This window comes from Proteiniphilum sp. LBM24028 (genome assembly GCF_056629195.1).
Map to the genome: position 1 here is coordinate 1,910,275 of NZ_CM152817.1, position 20,261 is coordinate 1,930,535.

Sequence of the window (20,261 nt, forward strand, 5' to 3'; positions counted from 1 at the left end):
TTCCTAAATTAATGTTAATATAATTAATATTGATGTTCTAAATGACATAACCTGAATAGCGAAATCTGTGCCAAATAAAAAAAACTGGAAGAAGTCTGACAGTTACTCTGACAAAATTGCAGTTTTTACATATTTCTCCAACCACTGATCCTGTTCCCACAACAGGTGAAGTACATTTTCGCGGGCTGCGTAGCCGTGACTTTCCAATGGCAGGATTACAAGCCGGGCCACTGCACCAAAGCTTTTCAGCGCCTGAAAATAACGTTCGCTCTGCATGGTATGTGTTCCTGAATTGTTATCTGCTTCACCGTGAATGATCAGCAGCGGAGTTTTCATTTTGTCGGCATGCATAAAGGGAGACATCGCGTTATAGACCTCCGGCGCTTCCCAATAATTTCGTTCTTCACTTTGAAATCCAAAAGGAGTGAGCGTACGGTTGTAAGCTCCGCTACGGGCAATACCTGCAGCAAAGAGATCGGAATGGGTCAGCAGATTGGCTGTCATGAAAGCACCGTAGGAATGGCCGCCCACAGCCACCCTACTCCTGTCTATATATCCCAGTGCATCCACGGCGTCGATGGCCGCCCTGGCATTGTCTACCAGCTGCGTGACAAATGTATTGTTGGGTTGTTCATTTCCTTCTCCCACGACAGGAAAAGCCGCATCATCAAGCACGGCATATCCGCGCGTTACCCAATAAATGGGGTTACCATAAGAAAGATAGGTAAACGAGTTGGGATTGGCAGTAGTCTGCCCGGCACTGCTTTTGTCCTTATATTCGGTGGGATAAGCCCACATAATCAACGGCAGCTTCTCCTTCTTCTCCCTGTCGTAACCGGCAGGAAGATACAAAGTGCCGGTAAGTGCCACTCCGTCGGCCCTGTGATAACTGATCACCTCTTTGTGAACCCCCGCGAATCGTTTAAAAGGATTTTCAAAGGCTGTCAGGGGAATATTGGCTATTCTTTTGCTGATATTCCGGATATAATAGTTTGGATATTCGGTAGGTGATTCAACACAAGTAATCAGCGTGCCTGCCTTGCTATCGATAAAAGAAATCAAATCTTCCACTTTTCCTTTGGTTGCGGATTGATAAATCCGTTTCTTTTCGAGTGTTCTCAGGTTGAATGCATCAATAAACGGAAACTGCCCTTCAGGGCTGTAACCATCACCAAAAAGATAGGCTGTTTCTCCGTCAATCTTCAGGGTATAGGTACCCATTTCGTTTTTTTCGGTTTGTAATATACCGGGATCACTGTATATATCCTGATAGTTTCTGTCGTCAATGATCCGTGGTTCACGTGAAGGATGGGAAGGATCAAACAGATACATCCTTGTGTTGCGCGTATTCCACCACCTGTCACTGACGACAGCATAACGGTCATCTCCCCACCGGATCCCTGCGAAGCGATTTCTCATCTTCATCAATGAAAGAGACCGGCCCGTAAAAGGAGCATCCAGTTGAAACAGTTCATCACGGAATGGGACATCAACTTCAGGATCACCTTTATCACATGCTTCCACCCAGGCAAGCGTAGCGGGCTTATCGGCACGCCAGTGAATACTTCTTTTTCCCTCGAAGGTGGCCATAAACCCCACAGGCAGCTTGTCAAGCAGAGGTTGTCTGCTGAAATTCAGTAAAAAACGGCCATCGGAACTGTATATATTGGTTTCGTTGGGAAAGCTGTAGTAGGGTACCACGTAAGAAAAGGGATGTGTGAGCGTGGTAAGTAACAGACAGGTTCCATCGGGTGAAAACACCTCATTTACGTACATTCCCGCTTCTTTCCAAAGCGTCTTTGCTCCGTTTATTTCCACCTTGTATAGTTCGGAAGTCATGAGTGTTTCAAAATTGGCCTCCTCCAGCGGATTCTTTAACAAATCCTGATAGGTGCGGTTTTGTGATATCTGTCCGTCGCTGACTGAGACGACCGGCCCATCCGGGAGCGCCGTTTTCATATCTGCCAGTGTTTTACGATCTCCAGGCAACATTCTGACCAGCATGCTCCTGCTGTCGGGGAACCATATGTAAGGCTCACCGGCATTGGCATTGAGCATGGCATCGGTCAGTTTCCGGGCAGTCAGCGTTATCAGGTCTGCTATCCATAATTCAACGCCTCCCGGTGTTGTATGTGTGAACGCTATTTTTGTTTCATCGGGAGAGAAGGAGACGTAGGCAATACGCGGTTGCTCCGGCAAACCCATGATGGGTCGTAACTCCCGTTTCGTTACTTTCTGATAACGGATATCGTGATAATAGATCAGTGTACTTGAAATATTTGTTTCGGGATTAATCCGCAGCCCTGCAAGGCGTAATTCCGGCTGATTCAGGTCTGAAAGTGATTTAAACGCCGGACGGTAGTAAAACAACATCTGCTCTTTTTTGCTATCCAGCTCCACAAGGGGAGCTCTCTCTACCTCTACCAATTCCAGTATCTCAGGCGGTGGCGACTGGTAAACTATTTTTTCCTGTGCTTCTAACAATTGGATCATTATAAAAAACTATAAACAAAAGGATTTTCATAATTCACGGGAATAGATTTTACTGTTTATGGAAGATGGCTGCCGAAGCCTGGGCCACAGGCATCACCACCATGTCGTTGATATTTACATGGGGAGGACGTGAGACAACAAACCATATACATTCAGCAATATCTTCTGCTACAAGGTTTTCATAACCCTCATAAACCTTGTCGGAACGCTGTTTGTCTCCGTGAAAGCGAACAAGGGAGAATTCCGTTTCCACTGCCCCCGGGCAAATCTGTGTCACCTTTATGTTGTGAGGCAGCATGTCGATGCGCATCCCTTGGGTAAGTGCATCCACAGCATGCTTTGTTGCACAGTACACGTTGCCGTTTGGATAAACCTCTTTTCCCGCAATGGAGCCGATATTGATAATGTGTCCGGAATGCCGTTCCACCATTCCCGGGGCAATTGCCCGCGTGACGTAAAGCAGTCCCTTCACATTGGTATCTATCATGCGGTTCCAGTCATCCGTATCACCATCTTGCACCGCTCCGAGTCCGGCTGCCAGTCCGGCATTATTCACGAGAACATCGACCTTCCTCCATTCTTCGGGCAGTTTACCAAGCTTCTCTTTCACCTCTGTCTCATCCCTCACATCGAAACAGAGCGTGAGCACGCGCACACCCTCCTTTTCCAGTTCCTTTTTCAGTGAAAGTAATCGCTCCTCGCGACGACCGGTAATGATCAGATCTGTTCCTTTTCCAGCTAACAGAAGAGCTGTGGCATGCCCGATGCCGGATGTGGCTCCTGTAATTAAAGCAAGTTTTGACATAGTTTATTGTAAGGGGTTGTGGAATTAACGAGTGTTCAAATTTACGTCAAATAATTCTTTATGCACTGTTTTATCTAAAAAAAAGCGTATTTTTACAAAATCAAAGCATACAATAACAACAAGCTATGGAAGAAAGTTTCATTACAGTTAAAACATTCACTTTCCCGGCGGATGTAACCATTGTGCAGACCTTCATGGAAATGAGAGGCATTGAAACATACATGAAAAATCTCACAGCAAACAGGTTGTCATATAGCCTCGGAGAAATAGAAATGCAGGTTAGAGCCTCCGACTATGAACAGGCAAAAGAAGCTCTCATTGAAGGTGGATTTGCCCAGCCGGAAGATTTTCAGTTTCTTTGATAGTAACTCACCACTTTGCACGAAGCAGACCAAAATGATTAAACAGCCTGAGAAAGAAAAAAATGTACAGTATAAATATATCCTGATTGGACTGCTGATCCTGTTGGGACTGATCATTTTTAAGTATACACGCCCCTACATGAGCGGATTTTTAGGTGCGGCCACCCTCTACGTGATCGTGAACGGACAGCAGAAGTATCTAACCCAAAAACTCAACTTTAAAAAACCGTTGAGTGCCCTGATCATCGTACTCGAAGTACTTTTCTTCATTCTGATCCCACTCACAGGAATCGCTTTTCTGGTCATTGATACTTTTTCCGGTATTACCATAGATCCTGAAGCAATACTTGCAAAGGTAAACCATTTTATAACCTTGCTTGAGGAGAGACTCGGGTTCAACATTTTCACACCTGAAAGCCTGGCCGTCATTCCCCGGGCGGGGACAAACATCCTGCAGGTATTGGGAAGCGGCGTTTATACGTTCGTAATCAATGTGATTGTGATTCTTTTTGTGTTGTACTACATGCTCTGCAGTAACGACGAATTCGAAAAATCGATCCGTGAAATACTGCCTTTCAAGGAAGAAAACAAACAGATCGTGGCAGAGGAGACACGGCTCATTATCCAGGCCAATGCTATCGGAATACCACTTTTAGCGATTATCCAGGGTTTCTTTGCCTATATGGGATACTTGCTTTTCGGCGTGGAGAGTGCAATTCTGTATGCCATTCTTACTGCTTTCTCCACCATTATTCCTATAGTAGGTACCACCATTGTCTGGGCACCCATAGGCATTGGACTTCTTCTGAATGCCGATTATGTGAATGGCATCGGATTGCTTGCATATGGTTTTTTCATTATTGGCGGGGTAGATAACGTCGCCCGTTTTCTTTTACAAAAAAAACTGGCAGATATCCATCCCCTAATTACCGTGTTCGGCGTACTCATCGGCCTGCCCATGTTCGGATTCTGGGGCGTGATTTTCGGGCCGCTGATACTTTCCCTCCTCATCCTTTTTTTCAACATGTATCGTCATGAATACGTTCCCGGTTCCAGGGCTGAACCGAGGGTTACCACACGCTATAAGACACGCAAGGTGAAAATTCCGGGTTACGAGCCGGGCAAACTGAAAACCAAAATAAAAGACACCCCCGATGCTACAGAAAAAGAATAGTTTACCGTTTCTTTCCTTTGCATGCGGACTTTTATTTCTGATGTGTGCATGCCAGTCGGGGCAGCATCACAAAAAAAAGGTATTGGATGAAGATAAACCCGTCTCTTCAGTGATAATTCGTCATGCAAAGGGTTTTCAGATTGATCACTTCAACAACTATACAAGAGTGATATTGCACGACCCTTGGAGTGAAGACAAGCCTTATGCGGTATATTACCTTTACAGAAACGATTCAACGCAACTACCCGCAGGGGGTACAAAATTAAAGATACCACTGACTTCCCTCACGGTTAACACCTTTTCCTACTTTACATTTCTTGACTTGCTGGATGAAGAGGATGTGATAAAGGGTGTAACAGACGGGTTCAGGGTTTTTCATCCCGGTATCCTCCACAAGCTTGAATCGGGCGAGATAGCCGATCTGGGAGATCCTTTCCATCCCAATATCGAAATGACACTGGCACTGAAACCGCAGGCCATCATCAGCTCTGCTTATGCACAACGTGACAACTACAGTGAACGAATGATCAATGCCGGTTTTCCGGTTATCTATTCCCTGGAGTGGATGGAAAATTCTCCCCTTGCCCGTGCGGAGTGGATCAGGATGATCGCAGCCTTTTTCGATAAGGAAACCATGGGTGACACCATTTTTACGGGAATAGAGCGTCGCTATCTGGAGTTGCAGAATAAAATAAAAAGCGTTTCACCACAACACACTGTCATGTCGGGCGACAATTTTCAGAACACATGGTACGTGCCGGGAGGAAAAAGTTTTCATGCCATCCTTTTCCGGGATGCCCAGCTGGATTATCTTTACAAAAACAACCGAGAGTACGGCAGTATCGCACTTGATATTGAATCAGTTCTCACCCGGTTTGGCAAGGCTGATTACTGGTTTGGCTGTGAAGCCGGCACCTACGCCGGGCTGGCGGAAAAGGATGCCAAGTACCTTTTGCTGCAATCAGTAAAAAAAAGACAGGTTTATAACAACCACAACCGGATTACCCCCGCCGGCGGAAACGATTACTTTGAAAGTGCCATAGCCAATCCCGACCTGTTGCTGTCTGACCTTGTGAAAGCCGCTTATCCGGAGATATTGCCCGACTATTCATTCACCTACATCAAACCGTTGGAAGAACTGCCTGCACGTGAAAAATAGAGCCTTCATATTTGTTTTACTGTTTGTCCTCCTGTTCGTGGCATTTATTGGTGATCTTTTAACCGGCAATGCTCCCATTACTCCCGCGGAAACGTGGTTGGCACTCTTCGGGACTTCCGGCGATGAAATCATCGATGAAATCATCCGGAACTACCGGTTGCCAAAAGCTATCACTGCCGCCATTGCCGGCAGCGCCCTGTCCCTGTCGGGCTTACTGATGCAAACCCTCTTTCGCAATCCCCTTGCCGGTCCCGATGTGCTAGGCGTAAGTGCCGGCGCCGGGCTGGGCGTTGCATTGCTCACCATGCTCAGCGGAACAATCGTATACCCTTTTATCTCAGCCATGGGCAGCATGGCACAGATCATTGCTGCCATTGCCGGTGCCGCGGTCGTATTGGTGCTGATCCTGGCGGTATCGGCCAGAATAAAGGACTCCATCACCATTCTGGTGCTCGGAATGATCTTCGGATATGTGGCAAGTGCCCTGGTTACCATTTTGCAGAGCTTTGCCGACCCCGACTCACTGAAAGTATTTGTCACATGGACCTTCGGTAGCCTTGGCGGTGTCACCTGGAACAAAATGCCATTTTTGCTGGTTCTTACTGCCTTTGGTATTCTCGTCTCCCTCTTTCTGCAAAAGTCGCTCAACAGCCTGTTGCTTGGCGAGAACTATGCCGCAAGTACAGGATTGAATATAAAACGAATCCGGATATCAATCATCGCCATCGCCGCGGTCGTCACGGGAGCCGTTACCGCATTTACAGGTCCTATTGCATTTGTAGGAGTCGTTATCCCTCATTTTGCACGTACCTTTTTCGGGACGGTCAACCACAAAACTGTCCTTCCTGCCACCCTGCTTATGGGAAGCATTCTTCTGCTCATCTGTGATATCGTTTCACAAATCCCTTTAACCGGCAGGACGTTACCCGTCAATGCCGTCACCGCAGTTTTCGGTGCCCCCATGATTGTATGGATTGTACTAAAGAGAAAAAAATTATAACTCCTGATTTAAACAAAAACAACTTTACATTTGTCATATAATATATCTGTTTCATCGTAAAACAGATTGGCACTGTTTTTGTATATTTTTTTGCCGATTACGTTTCCTCATTCATGGATGATTAAAATTAAATGCTTTATATTTGTATTCAATCATTCCGGGAAAAGTAAGGAACTTTTTCGCTTAACAATATAATACGGGTTCAGCTTGTTCGAGTTGCGCTGTTGTGGTAGGGAATCAGTTTTATCTGACGATGTGTTGGGGGAGTAGTCAAAATTTAAAGGAATAAAACAATGGAAAATAATTTTTCTCAACGAATAAGAGACATAATGGCATATAGCCGTGAAGAAGCAGGGCGACTCCAGAACAACTACATCGGACCGGAACATCTCATGCTTGGTATTCTTCGCGACGGTGATGGTCTGGCCATTCAAGTGTTGCAGGATTTTGATATCGATTTGCAAGTTTTGAAGGATTACATCGACTCCCACGTGCGCTCCATTCAGGAGCCCTATGACGGGACAAACGAACTGGTGATCAATAAAAATACGGAAAAAGCATTAAAGATGAGTATTCTCGAAGCACGCCTCACAAAGAGCCCGGAGACAGACTCAGAACATATTCTGCTTGCGCTGCTAAAAGAAAAGAGTACCCTCATTAACGATATTCTCACTCAGTTCCAGCTCGATTATGCGAGCGCTTTTCTCTACATTAAAAGTATCATCGACAACCGTTCGGAAGGGAGAATACAGGACAGCGAAGACAATAGTGCCACACAATCGCCTTCCGCAGGAGCGAACTTCACCGATGACGACGATGATGAATTGAGCGACAAATCATCGTTCAATCCTGGAGGCGGCCAGGGCACCTCCTCCCAGACAAAGGGGAGCGGCTCGGATACACCCGTACTTGACAATTTTGGGACTGACATCACCCGTGCTGCACTGGAAAACAGGCTCGATCCGGTGGTGGGACGTGAAAAAGAGATCGAACGTATTGCACAGATCCTCAGTCGCCGCAAGAAGAACAATCCCGTCCTTATTGGTGATCCTGGCGTAGGTAAATCAGCAATCGTGGACGGGCTTGCCCTGCGCATTACCCAAAAAAAGGTATCGCGGGCGCTGTTCGACAAAAGAGTCATCGCACTTGATATGGCATCAATTGTTGCCGGGACAAAGTATCGTGGCCAGTTTGAGGAGCGCATCAAAGCCATCCTGAACGAACTGTCCAAAAACCCGAACATCATTCTCTTCATCGACGAGATCCACACCATTGTGGGTGCGGGCGGTGCTGCCGGATCACTTGATGCGGCCAATATGCTGAAGCCGGCGCTGGCGCGCGGCGAGATACAGTGTATCGGTGCCACCACGCTCGATGAATACCGGAAGAATATCGAAAAAGACGGTGCCCTGGAACGCCGCTTCCAGAAGGTGATCGTAGACCCCACCACACCGGAGGAGACACTGCAGATTTTGCGTAACATCAAAGAGCGTTATGAGGATCACCACAACGTGCGCTACACCGACGAGGCTTTACAGGCCTGTGTGAAGCTGACCGACCGCTACGTGTCGGACCGCACGTTTCCCGACAAGGCCATCGATGCGCTCGATGAGGCCGGTGCAAGAGTACACATCTCCAACATTGTGATTCCGGAAACCATTGAGCATCTGGAGGCAGAACTGAAGGAGGTGGAAAAACAGAAAACAGATGCTGTAAAGGCGCAAAAATATGAATTGGCAGCCAGCTACCGCGATAAGCAACGGCAACTTTTACTGGCACTTGAAGCAGAGGAAGAACGCTGGCAAAAAGAGATCAGGGAGAAACCGGAAATAGTAGACGAAGAGAAGATAGCCGAAGTGGTGGCCATGATTTCGGGTGTGCCGGTACAACGTATTGCACAGGCCGAAGGTCAACGGCTCCTGGAGATGCGCGAAGTATTGAAAAGCAAGGTGATAGGTCAGGATGAAGCAATCAGCAAGATTGTAAAAGCCATCCAGCGTAACCGCGTGGGACTGAAGGATCCCAACAAACCCATCGGCAACTTCATGTTCCTGGGACCTACAGGTGTAGGGAAAACACACCTTGCCAAGAAGCTGGCCGAATTTTTGTTCGATTCGTCGGAAAACCTCATCCGTATCGACATGAGTGAGTATATGGAGAAGTTCAACGTGTCACGACTGGTGGGGGCACCTCCCGGATATGTGGGATACGAAGAGGGAGGACAGCTTACCGAGAAGGTGCGGCGTCGCCCCTATTCTGTAGTATTGCTCGACGAGGTGGAAAAAGCGCATCCCGACGTGTTTAACATCCTTCTCCAGATCATGGATGAGGGCCATGTAACGGATAGCCTGGGGCGAAAGATCGACTTCAAAAATACAATTCTGATCATGACTTCGAATATCGGTACAAGACAGCTGAAAGATTTCGGAAGGGGTATAGGCTTCAGTACTGGCAATGATGTAAGCGATGCCGAATATTCACGCAGCGTAATTCAGAAAGCGCTAAACAAGGCTTTTGCACCCGAGTTTTTGAATCGTGTGGACGACATCGTCATGTTCGACCAGCTCAGCAAGGAGTCGATCTACAAGATCATCGACCTTGAACTCGCAGGGCTTTATAAGCGTATTGGTGACCTGGGTTTCCAGGTGAAGCTTACCGAACCAGCCAAGGAATTTATTGCCAACAAAGGCTACGACGTGCAGTTTGGTGCACGACCGCTTAAGCGGGCCATCCAAAAGTATATTGAAGACGAGATGGCCGAGCTCATCATCCGTACCGGCATGAAAGAGGGTGATACGGTGCTGGTAGACTTCGACAGCGAGAAACAACAGATCGTGATGAAGGTAGAAGAAAAAGTGGAATAACAATTCCACTTTTTCTTCGTTTCGTTTTCGCTGCTATTTTAAGGAATATACTTCAGGTAAATTTTTCCCTTCAAGGGATCCGCATGTCCGGAGCTCAGATAAAAGTTCTGCTGGCTCTGCGGTCCGAGGTCCTTCGCCTGCTTGAATTTTGTCCCGACCGGACTGATTGCATTGAGTACAGATAGTTGACCGTCGGGAAACTTGCCGAGCGTATTGTCGTTGTTCCGCTTCACGGGATTATCGGGCGTGAACAGATGGAGAAACAGATCGTCAGATGCCGCTACAATGCGCAACACACCTTCGTTCGTGCGCAGATCGGCCGCATAGAGATTGGCGTGAAATCCTTTAAACTCGGGATAGTCCCATGACTCACCCGTGACCGTATTATTATACTCTTTTTCCCAGATATTAAAGGAAACACCCTTCAATCTGTTTTTCCAAACCCTGTAGGGCCCGTTTCCCAGCCATCTGATTCCTTTTACCTTTTCCTCGGGATAATCAAACGTGATGCCCATGTGATCATGGTAACCACCCACATCGAATGAGTAATCAATTTCAACCCATCCCGAAGCCAACAAGGAGATCGTAATGGTATTCCGTTTACTCTGCCGTTTGTCATTGTCTACCTTAAAAACCAGTTGTACTTTCTCAAGATGATCTTCGGTGAATGTACTCACTGCATCCAAAATCATATTTCCGCTGGTAAACCTTGGGCCATTTGCCAGAGACAGCTTTTTTCCTTTTGTTTCGATGGAGCGAATCATTCCTTTCTTTTTATCGATCGCAAGTCTCACATATTTGCTGTTTAATATGATCTCGTCGCTCCGCTCCTCACGCTCAACCGCGTTTCCCTCCTCCCGTGAAATCACGTTCTGCTCTTTTTCAATCAATCGCACAGCGTATGCCGGGGCAGTTGTGATTGTTCTGGTCCAGGTATGGATCTCTTTGCCATACACATCGTAGGCAGTCAGATACAATGCGTCATAGTCGGTCATATTTTCCGGCACATCCACCTTGATAAATCCGTTGAGACCAGGTAAGACGTCGGGTACGGAAACACTTGCATCCAGCGCTTCTTTTGCTCCGGAGAGGAAATCGATTCGAACCCATTTTGCCGTAAAATGACATTGATTCAGGTTGGTGAAATGATATCGATTCTCCACCTTGAATGTCCCGTCGAAGGTAGGAGGCAGGAATGTTGTTCCCGCCAGATAGATGGGCGACCATATTTCCTTGATGGTATAAAAGCTGCCCTCTTTTTCACGGTAGGGGCCCACAATACCATCTGCAGCATGATTTCCGTCGGTATCCATCTCGTTGTTTCTATCATTTCGCACCACGCCCTGATCTACCAGATCCCACAAGAAACCGCCCACACTCAAGGGATTTGATTGCATCAGATTCCAAAAATCGTCAAGTCCCGCTCCATGTCCACCATCGTACAAACCATGCATAAATTCCGTGGGGAAGAACAATTTATTTCCGTTGAACAGGAAATGCGTTCCTACTCCATACGCAGGATAGTGATGGGTGTTCGTGGATTCCTCCTCGAGCCAGGGATGGAAAACATGCCGTTTCTGGATGTCGAAACGGGGATATTCAGGTAGCAGATCAAAGTTGAATCCCCCTTCATTGCCGTTCGCCCACATGACCACGCTGGGGTGATTCATATCGCGGACAATCAACTCCCGCACCAGCTTTTTACCCACTTCGGTGTCATATGCAGATTGCCAGCCGGTAAGTTCATCAATGACATAGAGTCCCAGCGAATCGCATATATCCAAAAAATGCCGGTCGGGAGGATAATGCGACATTCTGACAGCATTCATATTCATCTTCTTGATCAGCAGCGCATCCATCAAACTGATGGAATAATTGGTGGCCCTGCCGGTGGTGGGCCAATGTGTGTGTCTATTGACTCCCTTAAATTTTATTTTGGTTCCGTTTACGTAGAAACCGTCTCCGGGGCGTAACTCCACCGTGCGAAAACCAAACTTCTCGGTCACCGTATGGATATTCTTCCCATTTTTGGTCAGCATAACCTCCACCTGATATCTTTCGGGGAATTCGGAAGACCATAACCTGGGATTCTCAAACTTTCCCGACAACCGGGTAACACCGGTTTTGTTTGCGTCAGCAGTAAGCGGATTTCCAAATGACCGACCATCCAGCGTCTTCACCCGGGCAGTCACCTGCACATTTGCAGTATTACCCTCCAGGAAGACATCCATCATAAAATTCCCGTCCGATCGTGCGTCGATGGCCAGCCGGTCGATATGTTCCCTGGGCACCGCCTCCAACCATACAGGACGGTAGATCCCTCCATAGACCCAGAAATCCGACTTCCGTTCGGCATTTTCTACCGATTCATTCGAGGAGGATTTGTGTACGGTAACTTCAAGGAGGTTATTCTGTCCAAACTTCAATAATTTGGTGATGTCATATTCAAAACAATAAAACCCGCCCTGGTGCATTTCTCCGGCGCTGCGTCCGTTGATCTTCACCTCGGTATCGGTCATGGCTCCCTCAAACACAATGTGGATTGTTTTGCCTTTCCATGTTTCGGGCACCGTGAACTGATGGCGGTATATTCCTGTCTCATTGAGCCGTTCCTGATCATGTCCATACGTGAACTGGCCAAAACCCTCGAACTCCCAGTTGGAGGGAACAGGGATTTTGGTCCATTCCCCGCTTTTCCGTCCAGCGGTACAGAAGAAATCCCACATGACAGTCTGGTCACTTCCCCTGCCGGAGAGATACAGCGATTCCGTTTCCTGTGCGTAAGAAGTAAGGAACAACAGGCTCGCAAAAAGTAAAGTAATTCGTTTCATATCAGGAAAATAGATAAAAGTTTAGGCAGAATCAACTCACTTCCCCAATAACACCTTCTGCAATAACATCTGAGCGTTGCAATACACTTTTTACCGCTTGATTGATGTTCCCGGAATGCATGGTCTATGCGTTGTGTGTATTCGGTATGATCGGATAGTTTCATTTTCAGGATTTATTTAGAAGTCCGCCCAGGAAAGCTTTGCCTTGTTGGGTTAGTATGTATTTGTTATCAGGATCAGTAGGTTTATCTGGAATGGTAAAAACAATCAGTCCTGCATTTCGAAGTGGTTTCAGATAATTATTCCGGAAAGTATTGGCATTTTTATAGTCAAAAGCCGCCATCAACTCAGATAAGGCTATAGGTAAGCAACACAAGCTTAAAATGCCAATGAGGTACCAATTTTTCTTTTTGAGTAGCTGGGCACCTTTTTCGTGCCAGCTGGGTACCCTTTGTATTTCACCTTCTACAAACACCTGATTTACAGACCAATTTAAAGCATTAAGCTGGGTACCTTTTTCGTGCCAGCTGGGCACCAAATACAATAGTACTTGTTGCCAATTTCGTTCTAAACACTCGGCAGGCAGTTCAATTTGTTGTAAGCCTTCGGACAAATGGGAAGCGTAGTGATCGCTGATACCTAACCAGGAGATAAAGCTATCGGAATAATTTCCCAGGCTTACAAATCGTAAAGGAACAACTGTTTTGAAGATATCGTTTTCTACAAACAGAGGATGAGCCCCCGGTATATAAAGCGGCAGATATTTATTGGTATTTCTAACTCCCGATCCAATTTCGTCAGTCCATCCAAAAGCCGTAAAGAATTTACGGATATTTGGGTTCTTAGGATAGGGATTAAAACCCAATGGGTCTATTACTCCGTGAAAATAGGGTTTATTCGGATTGGTAATAACTACTTCCGATGCTGTAATTATCAACTCTGTAGACAAGGCACTGGTATATTCACGGTGCACAATGGCATTGCCAATGACTTCTCTGAAAATTTTATCCCTTAAGTCCACCCGTTGATCGCCTTCCATAAAGAATTTTTCGGGCAGTTGTTTGTTGATAAAAGCTTTCAATTCAAGATAGGTATCAATTAAATTGGTACGAAGTGGAGGGTTAATCCGGTCATCGTAACGGTCTTTATTTTCTTTTCTGAGCATTCCTTCCACTTTGTATGCAGGGAGTAGACTTTGAATGGTTTCATCTTTTCCAAAAATCAAAGCTGCAGCTAAGGTTAATCCCTCCTGTCCGGTTTGGAAATCTTTCCTCCAAAGGGTGGCTTCTTTGAGTAATTGCTCCTTGTCAACCATGAGCCAGGGGTGATCTGATTTGTTATTTCGAATGAGTGTAAATGCTTTTTCAAAAAGTGTATCATCCAGATCCGCCATTGATAAATGAGGATAGATAGTGGATTCGGTAAAAAAGTTGCGTTTTCTCAAATACAAATCGCTCAGTCGTTGCTGATTTTTAGTAATGTCCAGATCACTTTCAAAATCCCTACTGTATATCGTTCCTGCATGGCTGTGAATCTGACTACTCGCAGGAATCTGAATCACCATCACCTTACCATCCGGATGATTGATACAAAAAGGTTGTACATAAACAGGAGGATCCATGCAATCTCTTGAATTTAATGCTGTAATGATATTCTTCATTAACGAAACCTCAGCATTTCTATCAATTCCTTTTACTTTCCCATCATCATCTACCCCCAAAAAGATGGTTCCACCATCGGAATTGGAAAAACTTACAACTGTTTCATAAAATGAAGAAGGCACGCTATCTTCCGCTTCTTTAAACTCGATACGAAGTCCTTCACCTTGATTGATAAGATATTGCAAGTGATTTAGATCCATTTTTTATGAGATTTTCATACTGTTACCCTAAATTATCAAAAAGTTCCATTGTTTACGCAGTGAAGCAGGAGTGATTACCAATATTCTACGACTAGGGCGATCAACTCCTTTACCACCCGCTCGTGTCAATTCATAAGCAAAATATTTGGCATGATAATTACTTCCGGATAGATATATGAATATACAATGACTTACTTATCATACATTGTCCTCTTTAGGCTTGAAAAAATTACATCCTCCAGAAAGATTCAAGCAACGAATTTACGAAAACATTTTTGTTAAACCAACCGATTCCTTTTGATTTCAACACCAGTTCCAAAGTTTGCCAGTTGCTTCTTGCACTAACCTCCAAATAATGTGAAATAAATTTGGCAAATCAGTTTAACACTCTCTCTTTTAAACCCGTCAAATTCGACGGGTTAAAAAAAGGATTGTGAATCGTCTTCTACGTTCGCCTTGTTCCCCCGACAAAATTGAATTTTTTGAATAGTCCTTGTATATTTGTGTCGGGATGTAGCGTTTTATTGAATGTTCTCGTATAGGTTAGTAAAGGCCGGAATTATGCTGGTTGTTCACGAATCAGGGTAACCGGACATGGAATAATTTAAATACATAAAAAACGATTAAAATGAAACGAGCGATTTTTTTTGCCACTATTTTTTCAGCCGTGGTTATTTCCTTTGGCTGGGTTTCGTGTGATAACGATACCGATATGAAGGATCCGAACCCTTTCATGCTTCAAAAAGAAAATTACGTTTTTCTGAAAAACAGCAACTACTATCTCGAAGTCCAAAAAAAAAGGTCGCCCGAATATTCCGATCCCTTCGAGATCGAGGATGTGCAGCGAATCGACAAGGAGATGCATATCGAGGTTTCATATCCTACCGGGTGTGCCTCAAACAACTTCGAGATCGTCTGGGATGGTATCGTAATGGAATCCTATCCTCCCCAAACCCGGCTCTTCGTGAAACGAACCGCCGAAGAATGCAGCAAATCGGACGAACGGGAACATCGGGTTCTCATAGTCGACCTGGAGGAAATTTTCGTTAAGCTAAGACAGGGAGATCCCAATTTACACGATGCTATCTTTATTGTTTCCAACGCTTCCAAACGCCCGAGTACCAATAATGCGGATATACCCGTAACCAGCAATTGAATCCGGCATCCGTCAAGTAAATCCCGATCGGGTCTGTTGAATGATTGTTTTTGAAAAGTCGGTTTATATCGTGAAAGATAGAGACGCGCTGCTTGATATTATTCGAAAATGTAGTCACAAGGACAGTAAATCCGAAGAACTGCTGTACAAGCAATTTTTTGGGTATGCTTTGAGCATCGCGATGGCTTACTGCATCAACAGGGAAGATGCGATGGAGGTGGTACATGACGGATTCATCAAGATCTTTTCAAACATCTCGCAATACGATTCTTCCAAATCTTTCCGGGGCTGGTTCCGAACCATTATCGTAAATACGGCCATCGATCAAGTGCGGAGAGAAACGAAAGAGGAGTTCTTTAAAATCACTGATTCACTACAAGTTTGCGATGATAAAACAAACGTTATCAGCGATTTAACCGCAGATGAGATGATAAAAGTGATACATCTTCTCCCCATGAATGAAAGAATGGTTTTTCTTTTATACGAAACGGAAGGATTCAACCACGAAGAGATCGCGGACAGGTTAAATGTTACGGCAAGCTCGTCTCGGGTTTACCTCGCACGGGCAAAAAAGAGATTGCGAGAAATGTTCCCTATCTATTTTGATATAAAGCATGGATACTGTTGAGAAAGATAATCTGATCATCCAAAAAGCACGCGAGTATTTGGATTACGGTAGTCTGCCATACACCGAAGGGGCCTGGGAGGAATTTGTTGAATATCGAAAAAGAAAACGGCGAAGGGTTTACCTAAAATACGGCGTCGGGGCGGCTGCCTGTTTGTTGGCTTTGCTTATCACCCTCCATGCACTTCAACCGGACAGGGAGGCGACTGTTTCTCCTGTCGGTATCGAATCACACACATCTCCCGGCACAACCCGTGCGGACATCCCTTTGGTTGATCTGCATGTTCCGGGAAAAGATTCTGAGCTTACGAAGGCACTAAGTAAAAGAACCGATTTGGTTCAAGCTACAGAAGAAACCATTCTTATCGATGCCGCGGCTTCTCCGGGAAAAAGAAAGAATGATCAATTAGCGGGCCCAATCGATCAACAGCTGGATGGAAAAGGGAAGGAAGAGACAGAGGTAGATAAAGCCGAGGAAAAAGACATCTTAAGAGTGTGGAATGAAAGAAGAGAGCGTAAGAACGAAGACCGGCAAACTGCGCGAGGAAAAAGATTGACCGACTCTGGCGACAGGATAAGAATCGGATTAAATCTATCCCCCGCGGTCAACTCGGCCACTTCAAACTCGGCGTTTGCTTTCTCAGGCGGCATCACCGCAGATATCAAGTTAACACGTGCACTCTTCGTGTCGACCGGTCTACTTGCGGAGCATCAGCAATTTTCGAGTAACCACCCTAACCAGGAATTCATGGGTATCGATAAGACCCTCACAGGTGATATGGTGGGCATCGACATTCCACTGAATATCGGCTGGAAGTTTACCAATCATCCCAAACGAAACTATTATGTAACTGGCGGAGTCTCTTCTCTCGTGTACCTGAGCGAAAAATATAAAAACACCGAACGGTGGCAGGAAGTGACTGAACATGTCAGAGAGAACGATGGAAAAGAGTTTATTGAATATGAGGTGGTTACGATGGAGGACACTTCGAATGAGTCTGTATCGCCTTTCCGTAATCTTCACCCATTCGGTCGTTTGAATCTTGCTGTGGGCATGGAACAGAAAATCACCCGGGGCGTTTCGTTACATGTAGAACCCTACCTGAAAATCCCACTTTCTGGAATGGGCGATGAAGCAGTACGAATAACTACGGGGGGCGTGAATTTCAAAGTGTCCTTTTGATTTTACACTCCCACCCTATGCCTCCCGGCATACTGGCTGTACGACACCAGGTTAAAATCATTGGCCGACATGAATGCGATATACACCTCTACAGTATCGCCCTGCCATTGTGATGGTAGCTGCAACTGTGACGCCAAGCTGCCTCTTTTGCCTGTATACAGATCATACACGACACTCTTTTTCTCCAGATTACACGCGAGGATCATGACCTGATCGTGCAGTGTTGCCTTCCCTTCGCAGGTAGCATCCCACTGCACATGCAACGACCCCTCAGAGATGGATGTTTGCAGGATGGCGGATGTGGGGAGCGGCCCTTTTGAAACAAGCACATTCGGATAATCAATTTCAAAATCGGAAGCTTCACCTTTTATGGCTTGCCGTATATTGTATGACATGGCTGCATTGAAAGCACTCCTCATTGCCCTGGCATCGGATTGAAAACCAATCCTGAGAAAAGGTGTACATGTCTGCAAAAATGATTGGGTTACTGAAAATCTACTGCGCTGCGCAATCTGCTTCTTCGACTCGGATTTTTTACCTGAACCGGAAGGCTTCGCAAATAAAAGGCACCATCCCGTGAAACACCCACCACGTTGCCTATTTTGCCGGAGAAGCCTCCCCACAAACCGTTTTTCATTGTCGCCATCGTAATTTTATTTAATCGTCAAACCAGTTTATTCGCTGATATTCATTTATATACAGGCACAAAAGCAAACAATCTTATTCCAAAAAAACAAATATTGGCATGCTTTTCTTCATTTACCGTCTGAAGGGTGGTTGTGTCGATACACGTCACAGGGTATGACCATGTCTTATGAATTGCCAGATATTGTATTTATCTGACCCTAAGTTTACCCGTAACAAACCTGGAATATCTCCGGATATATTTGGACAATATCCGAAGAAGTTCCGAGGGAGTTCCGAAGAAAATACAGATTTTACTCAACGAAGGTACCTGCATCACCGGGTTTATTTTATATATAAAAAATTTGTCCGGGCGGATGTAAAAAACATCGGACCCGGACAAATAAAACAATTTAAGATTTGGAGACTACGCCAAATTTAATCTCAGGATGTTAGTTCCATCCCGGATTCTGTTGTCCTTCGAGCGCGGTGTTGGCTTGCATCTCACTCAGCGGAATAGGCCATAACAGGGCATATTCCGGTATGGCCCCTACCCTTGTGGTACCGTCGGGTTTATTCTGAATCACCGCCGATGCAAGGGGAGTCCATTTCAGCCTGCCCGACTGCATGCCATCGGCTTCAGGATACAAGCGGGTACGGCGGATATCATCCCAGATCTTGAACTCCAGCGGGAACTCGTGGAAGCGTTCGGTGAGGATCGATTGTACCAGTGCATTGCCCGAGGCTGTTTCGTTGGCCAGGCCGGCACGACGACGTACCTGGTTGAGATAGCCCCTGGCATCGGCTTCATTGCCTGTGCGTGCAAGCCCCTCGGCTGCAATCAGCAATACCTCCGCATAACGGAAGATGGGCATGTTATAATCTCCGTTCCGGCCATTGATCAGCGAGCCCGCATCGAACCATGCCCAGTTGCCCAGGTTGTTCAACGTGTGGGATACTCCCGTGGCATCGGTGTATTCGCTGAAGAAGAATTGCTTCTCCATGCTTCGCACGTCGGAAGGATGATAACTATTGATCAGCAGATCGGAAGGAAGATAGGCATTGTACAACACGTCTCCTCCCGGTTTGAAGACGCTTTCATCGTTGGCATTCTTCCACTGGAAGGCATCGGTGCCGATGGAACGTACCGCGTAGGAGTTGCCCACATTGAAATTGGTCTGGTCATACTCTTTTGCGAAGATGATTTCGTTGGACGACTTGGTTGTCTTGATGATATTGTAAGCTGAATTGAGATCGGCACTGCTGCCATTGGGCTGCACAAGGGCATGTTGCCCGCCGTTGATCACGCTCTGAGCCATTGCGGCAGCCTTGGAATAATATTCACTGCCTCCGTTAACAGGTGCTCCGGCCCATTGCAGGTAGACTTGGGCCAACAAGGTTTGTGCCATGGGCCTTGTCACGTAACCCTCGTTGTCGTAGAAGGCCACGTTGGGCAATGCATTGCCTCCGATGATATCAAGCAAATCCGCTTCAATGCGCTCGTATACCTGTTCGGCGGGCGTGCGTTCCACATAGATTCCCTCAAGTGAAGTGTAGGGCTTGTCGATATAGGGAACCCCACCATATTCCTTAACCAGATAGAAATAGGCATAGGCCCGGAAGAATTTCCCTTGTGCGACGAAATTGGCAATCTGCGATTCTGAAAGCACATCCGTCATTGTCGGGATGTTTTCGATCACGAAATTCGCACGGGAGATACCGATATAAAACTCGGTCCACATCTTCTGCGACGTGGCATCAAAAGATTCGATATTGAAATTGGCACCCTCCGAAGCATTGGTAAAGGTTCTGTCTTTGCGTTTATCCACGAAGAGTCCCGACATGACCCCTCCCCACATGGTAGCTTTGGGCGTCCAGCCACCATCCACATCGATATTGTGCAGGTAGGGTACACCTCCGAAATAAAGGGCATTGACCCCTGTAATGGCATCCGACTCGGTTTTCCAGAACTGGCCGGTGGTTTTTTCGTCCTGTGGATTCTCATCCAGAAAGCTCTCGCATGAACCCATTGCCAGCGATAAGCCAATCAGGAAAAAAATGGATTTGTACATTGTATGTAATTTCATATGACTAAAATATTTATTTTCAATGGTGTCATATGGA

At 46.0% G+C, this 20,261-nt stretch carries 14 protein-coding genes; 8 read left to right on the top strand and 6 right to left on the bottom strand.

What is annotated here, in order from left to right; translation table 11 throughout:
• Window positions 1–102: 102 nt before the first annotated feature.
• Window positions 103–2,493, bottom strand: coding sequence for a S9 family peptidase (locus tag AC1HCU_RS07410; protein ID WP_480370935.1), 2,391 nt, complete (start codon window positions 2,491–2,493; stop codon window positions 103–105).
• Between the two features lie 49 nt (window positions 2,494–2,542).
• Window positions 2,543–3,298, bottom strand: a complete 756-nt coding sequence (locus AC1HCU_RS07415) for an SDR family oxidoreductase (protein ID WP_286860945.1) — start codon at window positions 3,296–3,298, stop codon at window positions 2,543–2,545.
• 125 nt (window positions 3,299–3,423) lie between these two features.
• Here AC1HCU_RS07415 and AC1HCU_RS07420 point away from each other — a divergent pair, with 125 nt between their 5' ends.
• The 5 genes from AC1HCU_RS07420 to AC1HCU_RS07440 all read left to right on the top strand — a co-directional run bounded on the left by AC1HCU_RS07420 (window position 3,424) and on the right by AC1HCU_RS07440 (window position 9,857).
• On the top strand, window positions 3,424–3,660 hold the full coding sequence (locus tag AC1HCU_RS07420; RefSeq protein ID WP_286860948.1) for a putative signal transducing protein: 237 nt from the start codon (window positions 3,424–3,426) through the stop codon (window positions 3,658–3,660).
• Window positions 3,593–4,834, top strand: a complete 1,242-nt coding sequence (locus AC1HCU_RS07425) for an AI-2E family transporter (protein WP_480370939.1) — start codon at window positions 3,593–3,595, stop codon at window positions 4,832–4,834. Before AC1HCU_RS07420 ends, AC1HCU_RS07425 begins: the two co-directional genes overlap by 68 nt.
• A complete protein-coding gene (locus tag AC1HCU_RS07430) occupies window positions 4,815–5,993 on the top strand; it encodes an ABC transporter substrate-binding protein (RefSeq protein ID WP_286860953.1) in 1,179 nt (392 codons plus the stop codon). The genes AC1HCU_RS07425 and AC1HCU_RS07430 overlap by 20 nt, the downstream gene beginning before the upstream one ends.
• On the top strand, window positions 5,983–6,993 hold the full coding sequence (locus AC1HCU_RS07435) for a FecCD family ABC transporter permease (RefSeq protein WP_286860955.1): 1,011 nt from the start codon (window positions 5,983–5,985) through the stop codon (window positions 6,991–6,993). Before AC1HCU_RS07430 ends, AC1HCU_RS07435 begins: the two co-directional genes overlap by 11 nt.
• Window positions 6,994–7,286: 293 nt before the next feature.
• Window positions 7,287–9,857, top strand: coding sequence for an ATP-dependent Clp protease ATP-binding subunit (locus AC1HCU_RS07440; RefSeq protein ID WP_286860956.1), 2,571 nt, complete (start codon window positions 7,287–7,289; stop codon window positions 9,855–9,857).
• 38 nt (window positions 9,858–9,895) lie between these two features.
• Here the strand turns inward: AC1HCU_RS07440 and AC1HCU_RS07445 are convergent, their stop codons facing one another.
• Window positions 9,896–12,688: a glycoside hydrolase family 2 protein gene (locus tag AC1HCU_RS07445; RefSeq protein WP_480370943.1), complete on the bottom strand. Its 2,793-nt coding sequence runs from the start codon at window positions 12,686–12,688 to the stop codon at window positions 9,896–9,898.
• Window positions 12,689–12,854: 166 nt separating this feature from the next.
• Window positions 12,855–14,549: an AlbA family DNA-binding domain-containing protein gene (locus AC1HCU_RS07450; protein ID WP_286860961.1), complete on the bottom strand. Its 1,695-nt coding sequence runs from the start codon at window positions 14,547–14,549 to the stop codon at window positions 12,855–12,857.
• 628 nt (window positions 14,550–15,177) lie between these two features.
• Here AC1HCU_RS07450 and AC1HCU_RS07455 point away from each other — a divergent pair.
• The 3 genes from AC1HCU_RS07455 (at window position 15,178) to AC1HCU_RS07465 (ending at window position 17,513) form a co-directional block, all read left to right on the top strand.
• Window positions 15,178–15,705, top strand: coding sequence for a hypothetical protein (locus tag AC1HCU_RS07455; RefSeq protein WP_286860963.1), 528 nt, complete (start codon window positions 15,178–15,180; stop codon window positions 15,703–15,705).
• Window positions 15,706–15,775: 70 nt separating this feature from the next.
• On the top strand, window positions 15,776–16,333 hold the full coding sequence (locus AC1HCU_RS07460; RefSeq protein ID WP_286860966.1) for an RNA polymerase sigma factor: 558 nt from the start codon (window positions 15,776–15,778) through the stop codon (window positions 16,331–16,333).
• Complete coding sequence (locus AC1HCU_RS07465) at window positions 16,320–17,513, top strand: porin family protein (protein ID WP_480370947.1); 1,194 nt, start codon at window positions 16,320–16,322, stop codon at window positions 17,511–17,513. Before AC1HCU_RS07460 ends, AC1HCU_RS07465 begins: the two co-directional genes overlap by 14 nt.
• 2 nt (window positions 17,514–17,515) lie before the next feature.
• Here AC1HCU_RS07465 and AC1HCU_RS07470 read toward each other — a convergent pair whose 3' ends face one another.
• Window positions 17,516–18,136, bottom strand: coding sequence for a DUF6266 family protein (locus AC1HCU_RS07470; RefSeq protein WP_286860972.1), 621 nt, complete (start codon window positions 18,134–18,136; stop codon window positions 17,516–17,518).
• 453 nt (window positions 18,137–18,589) lie between these two features.
• Window positions 18,590–20,224, bottom strand: a complete 1,635-nt coding sequence (locus AC1HCU_RS07475; RefSeq protein WP_286860975.1) for a RagB/SusD family nutrient uptake outer membrane protein — start codon at window positions 20,222–20,224, stop codon at window positions 18,590–18,592.
• Between the last annotated feature and the right edge of the window lie 37 nt (window positions 20,225–20,261).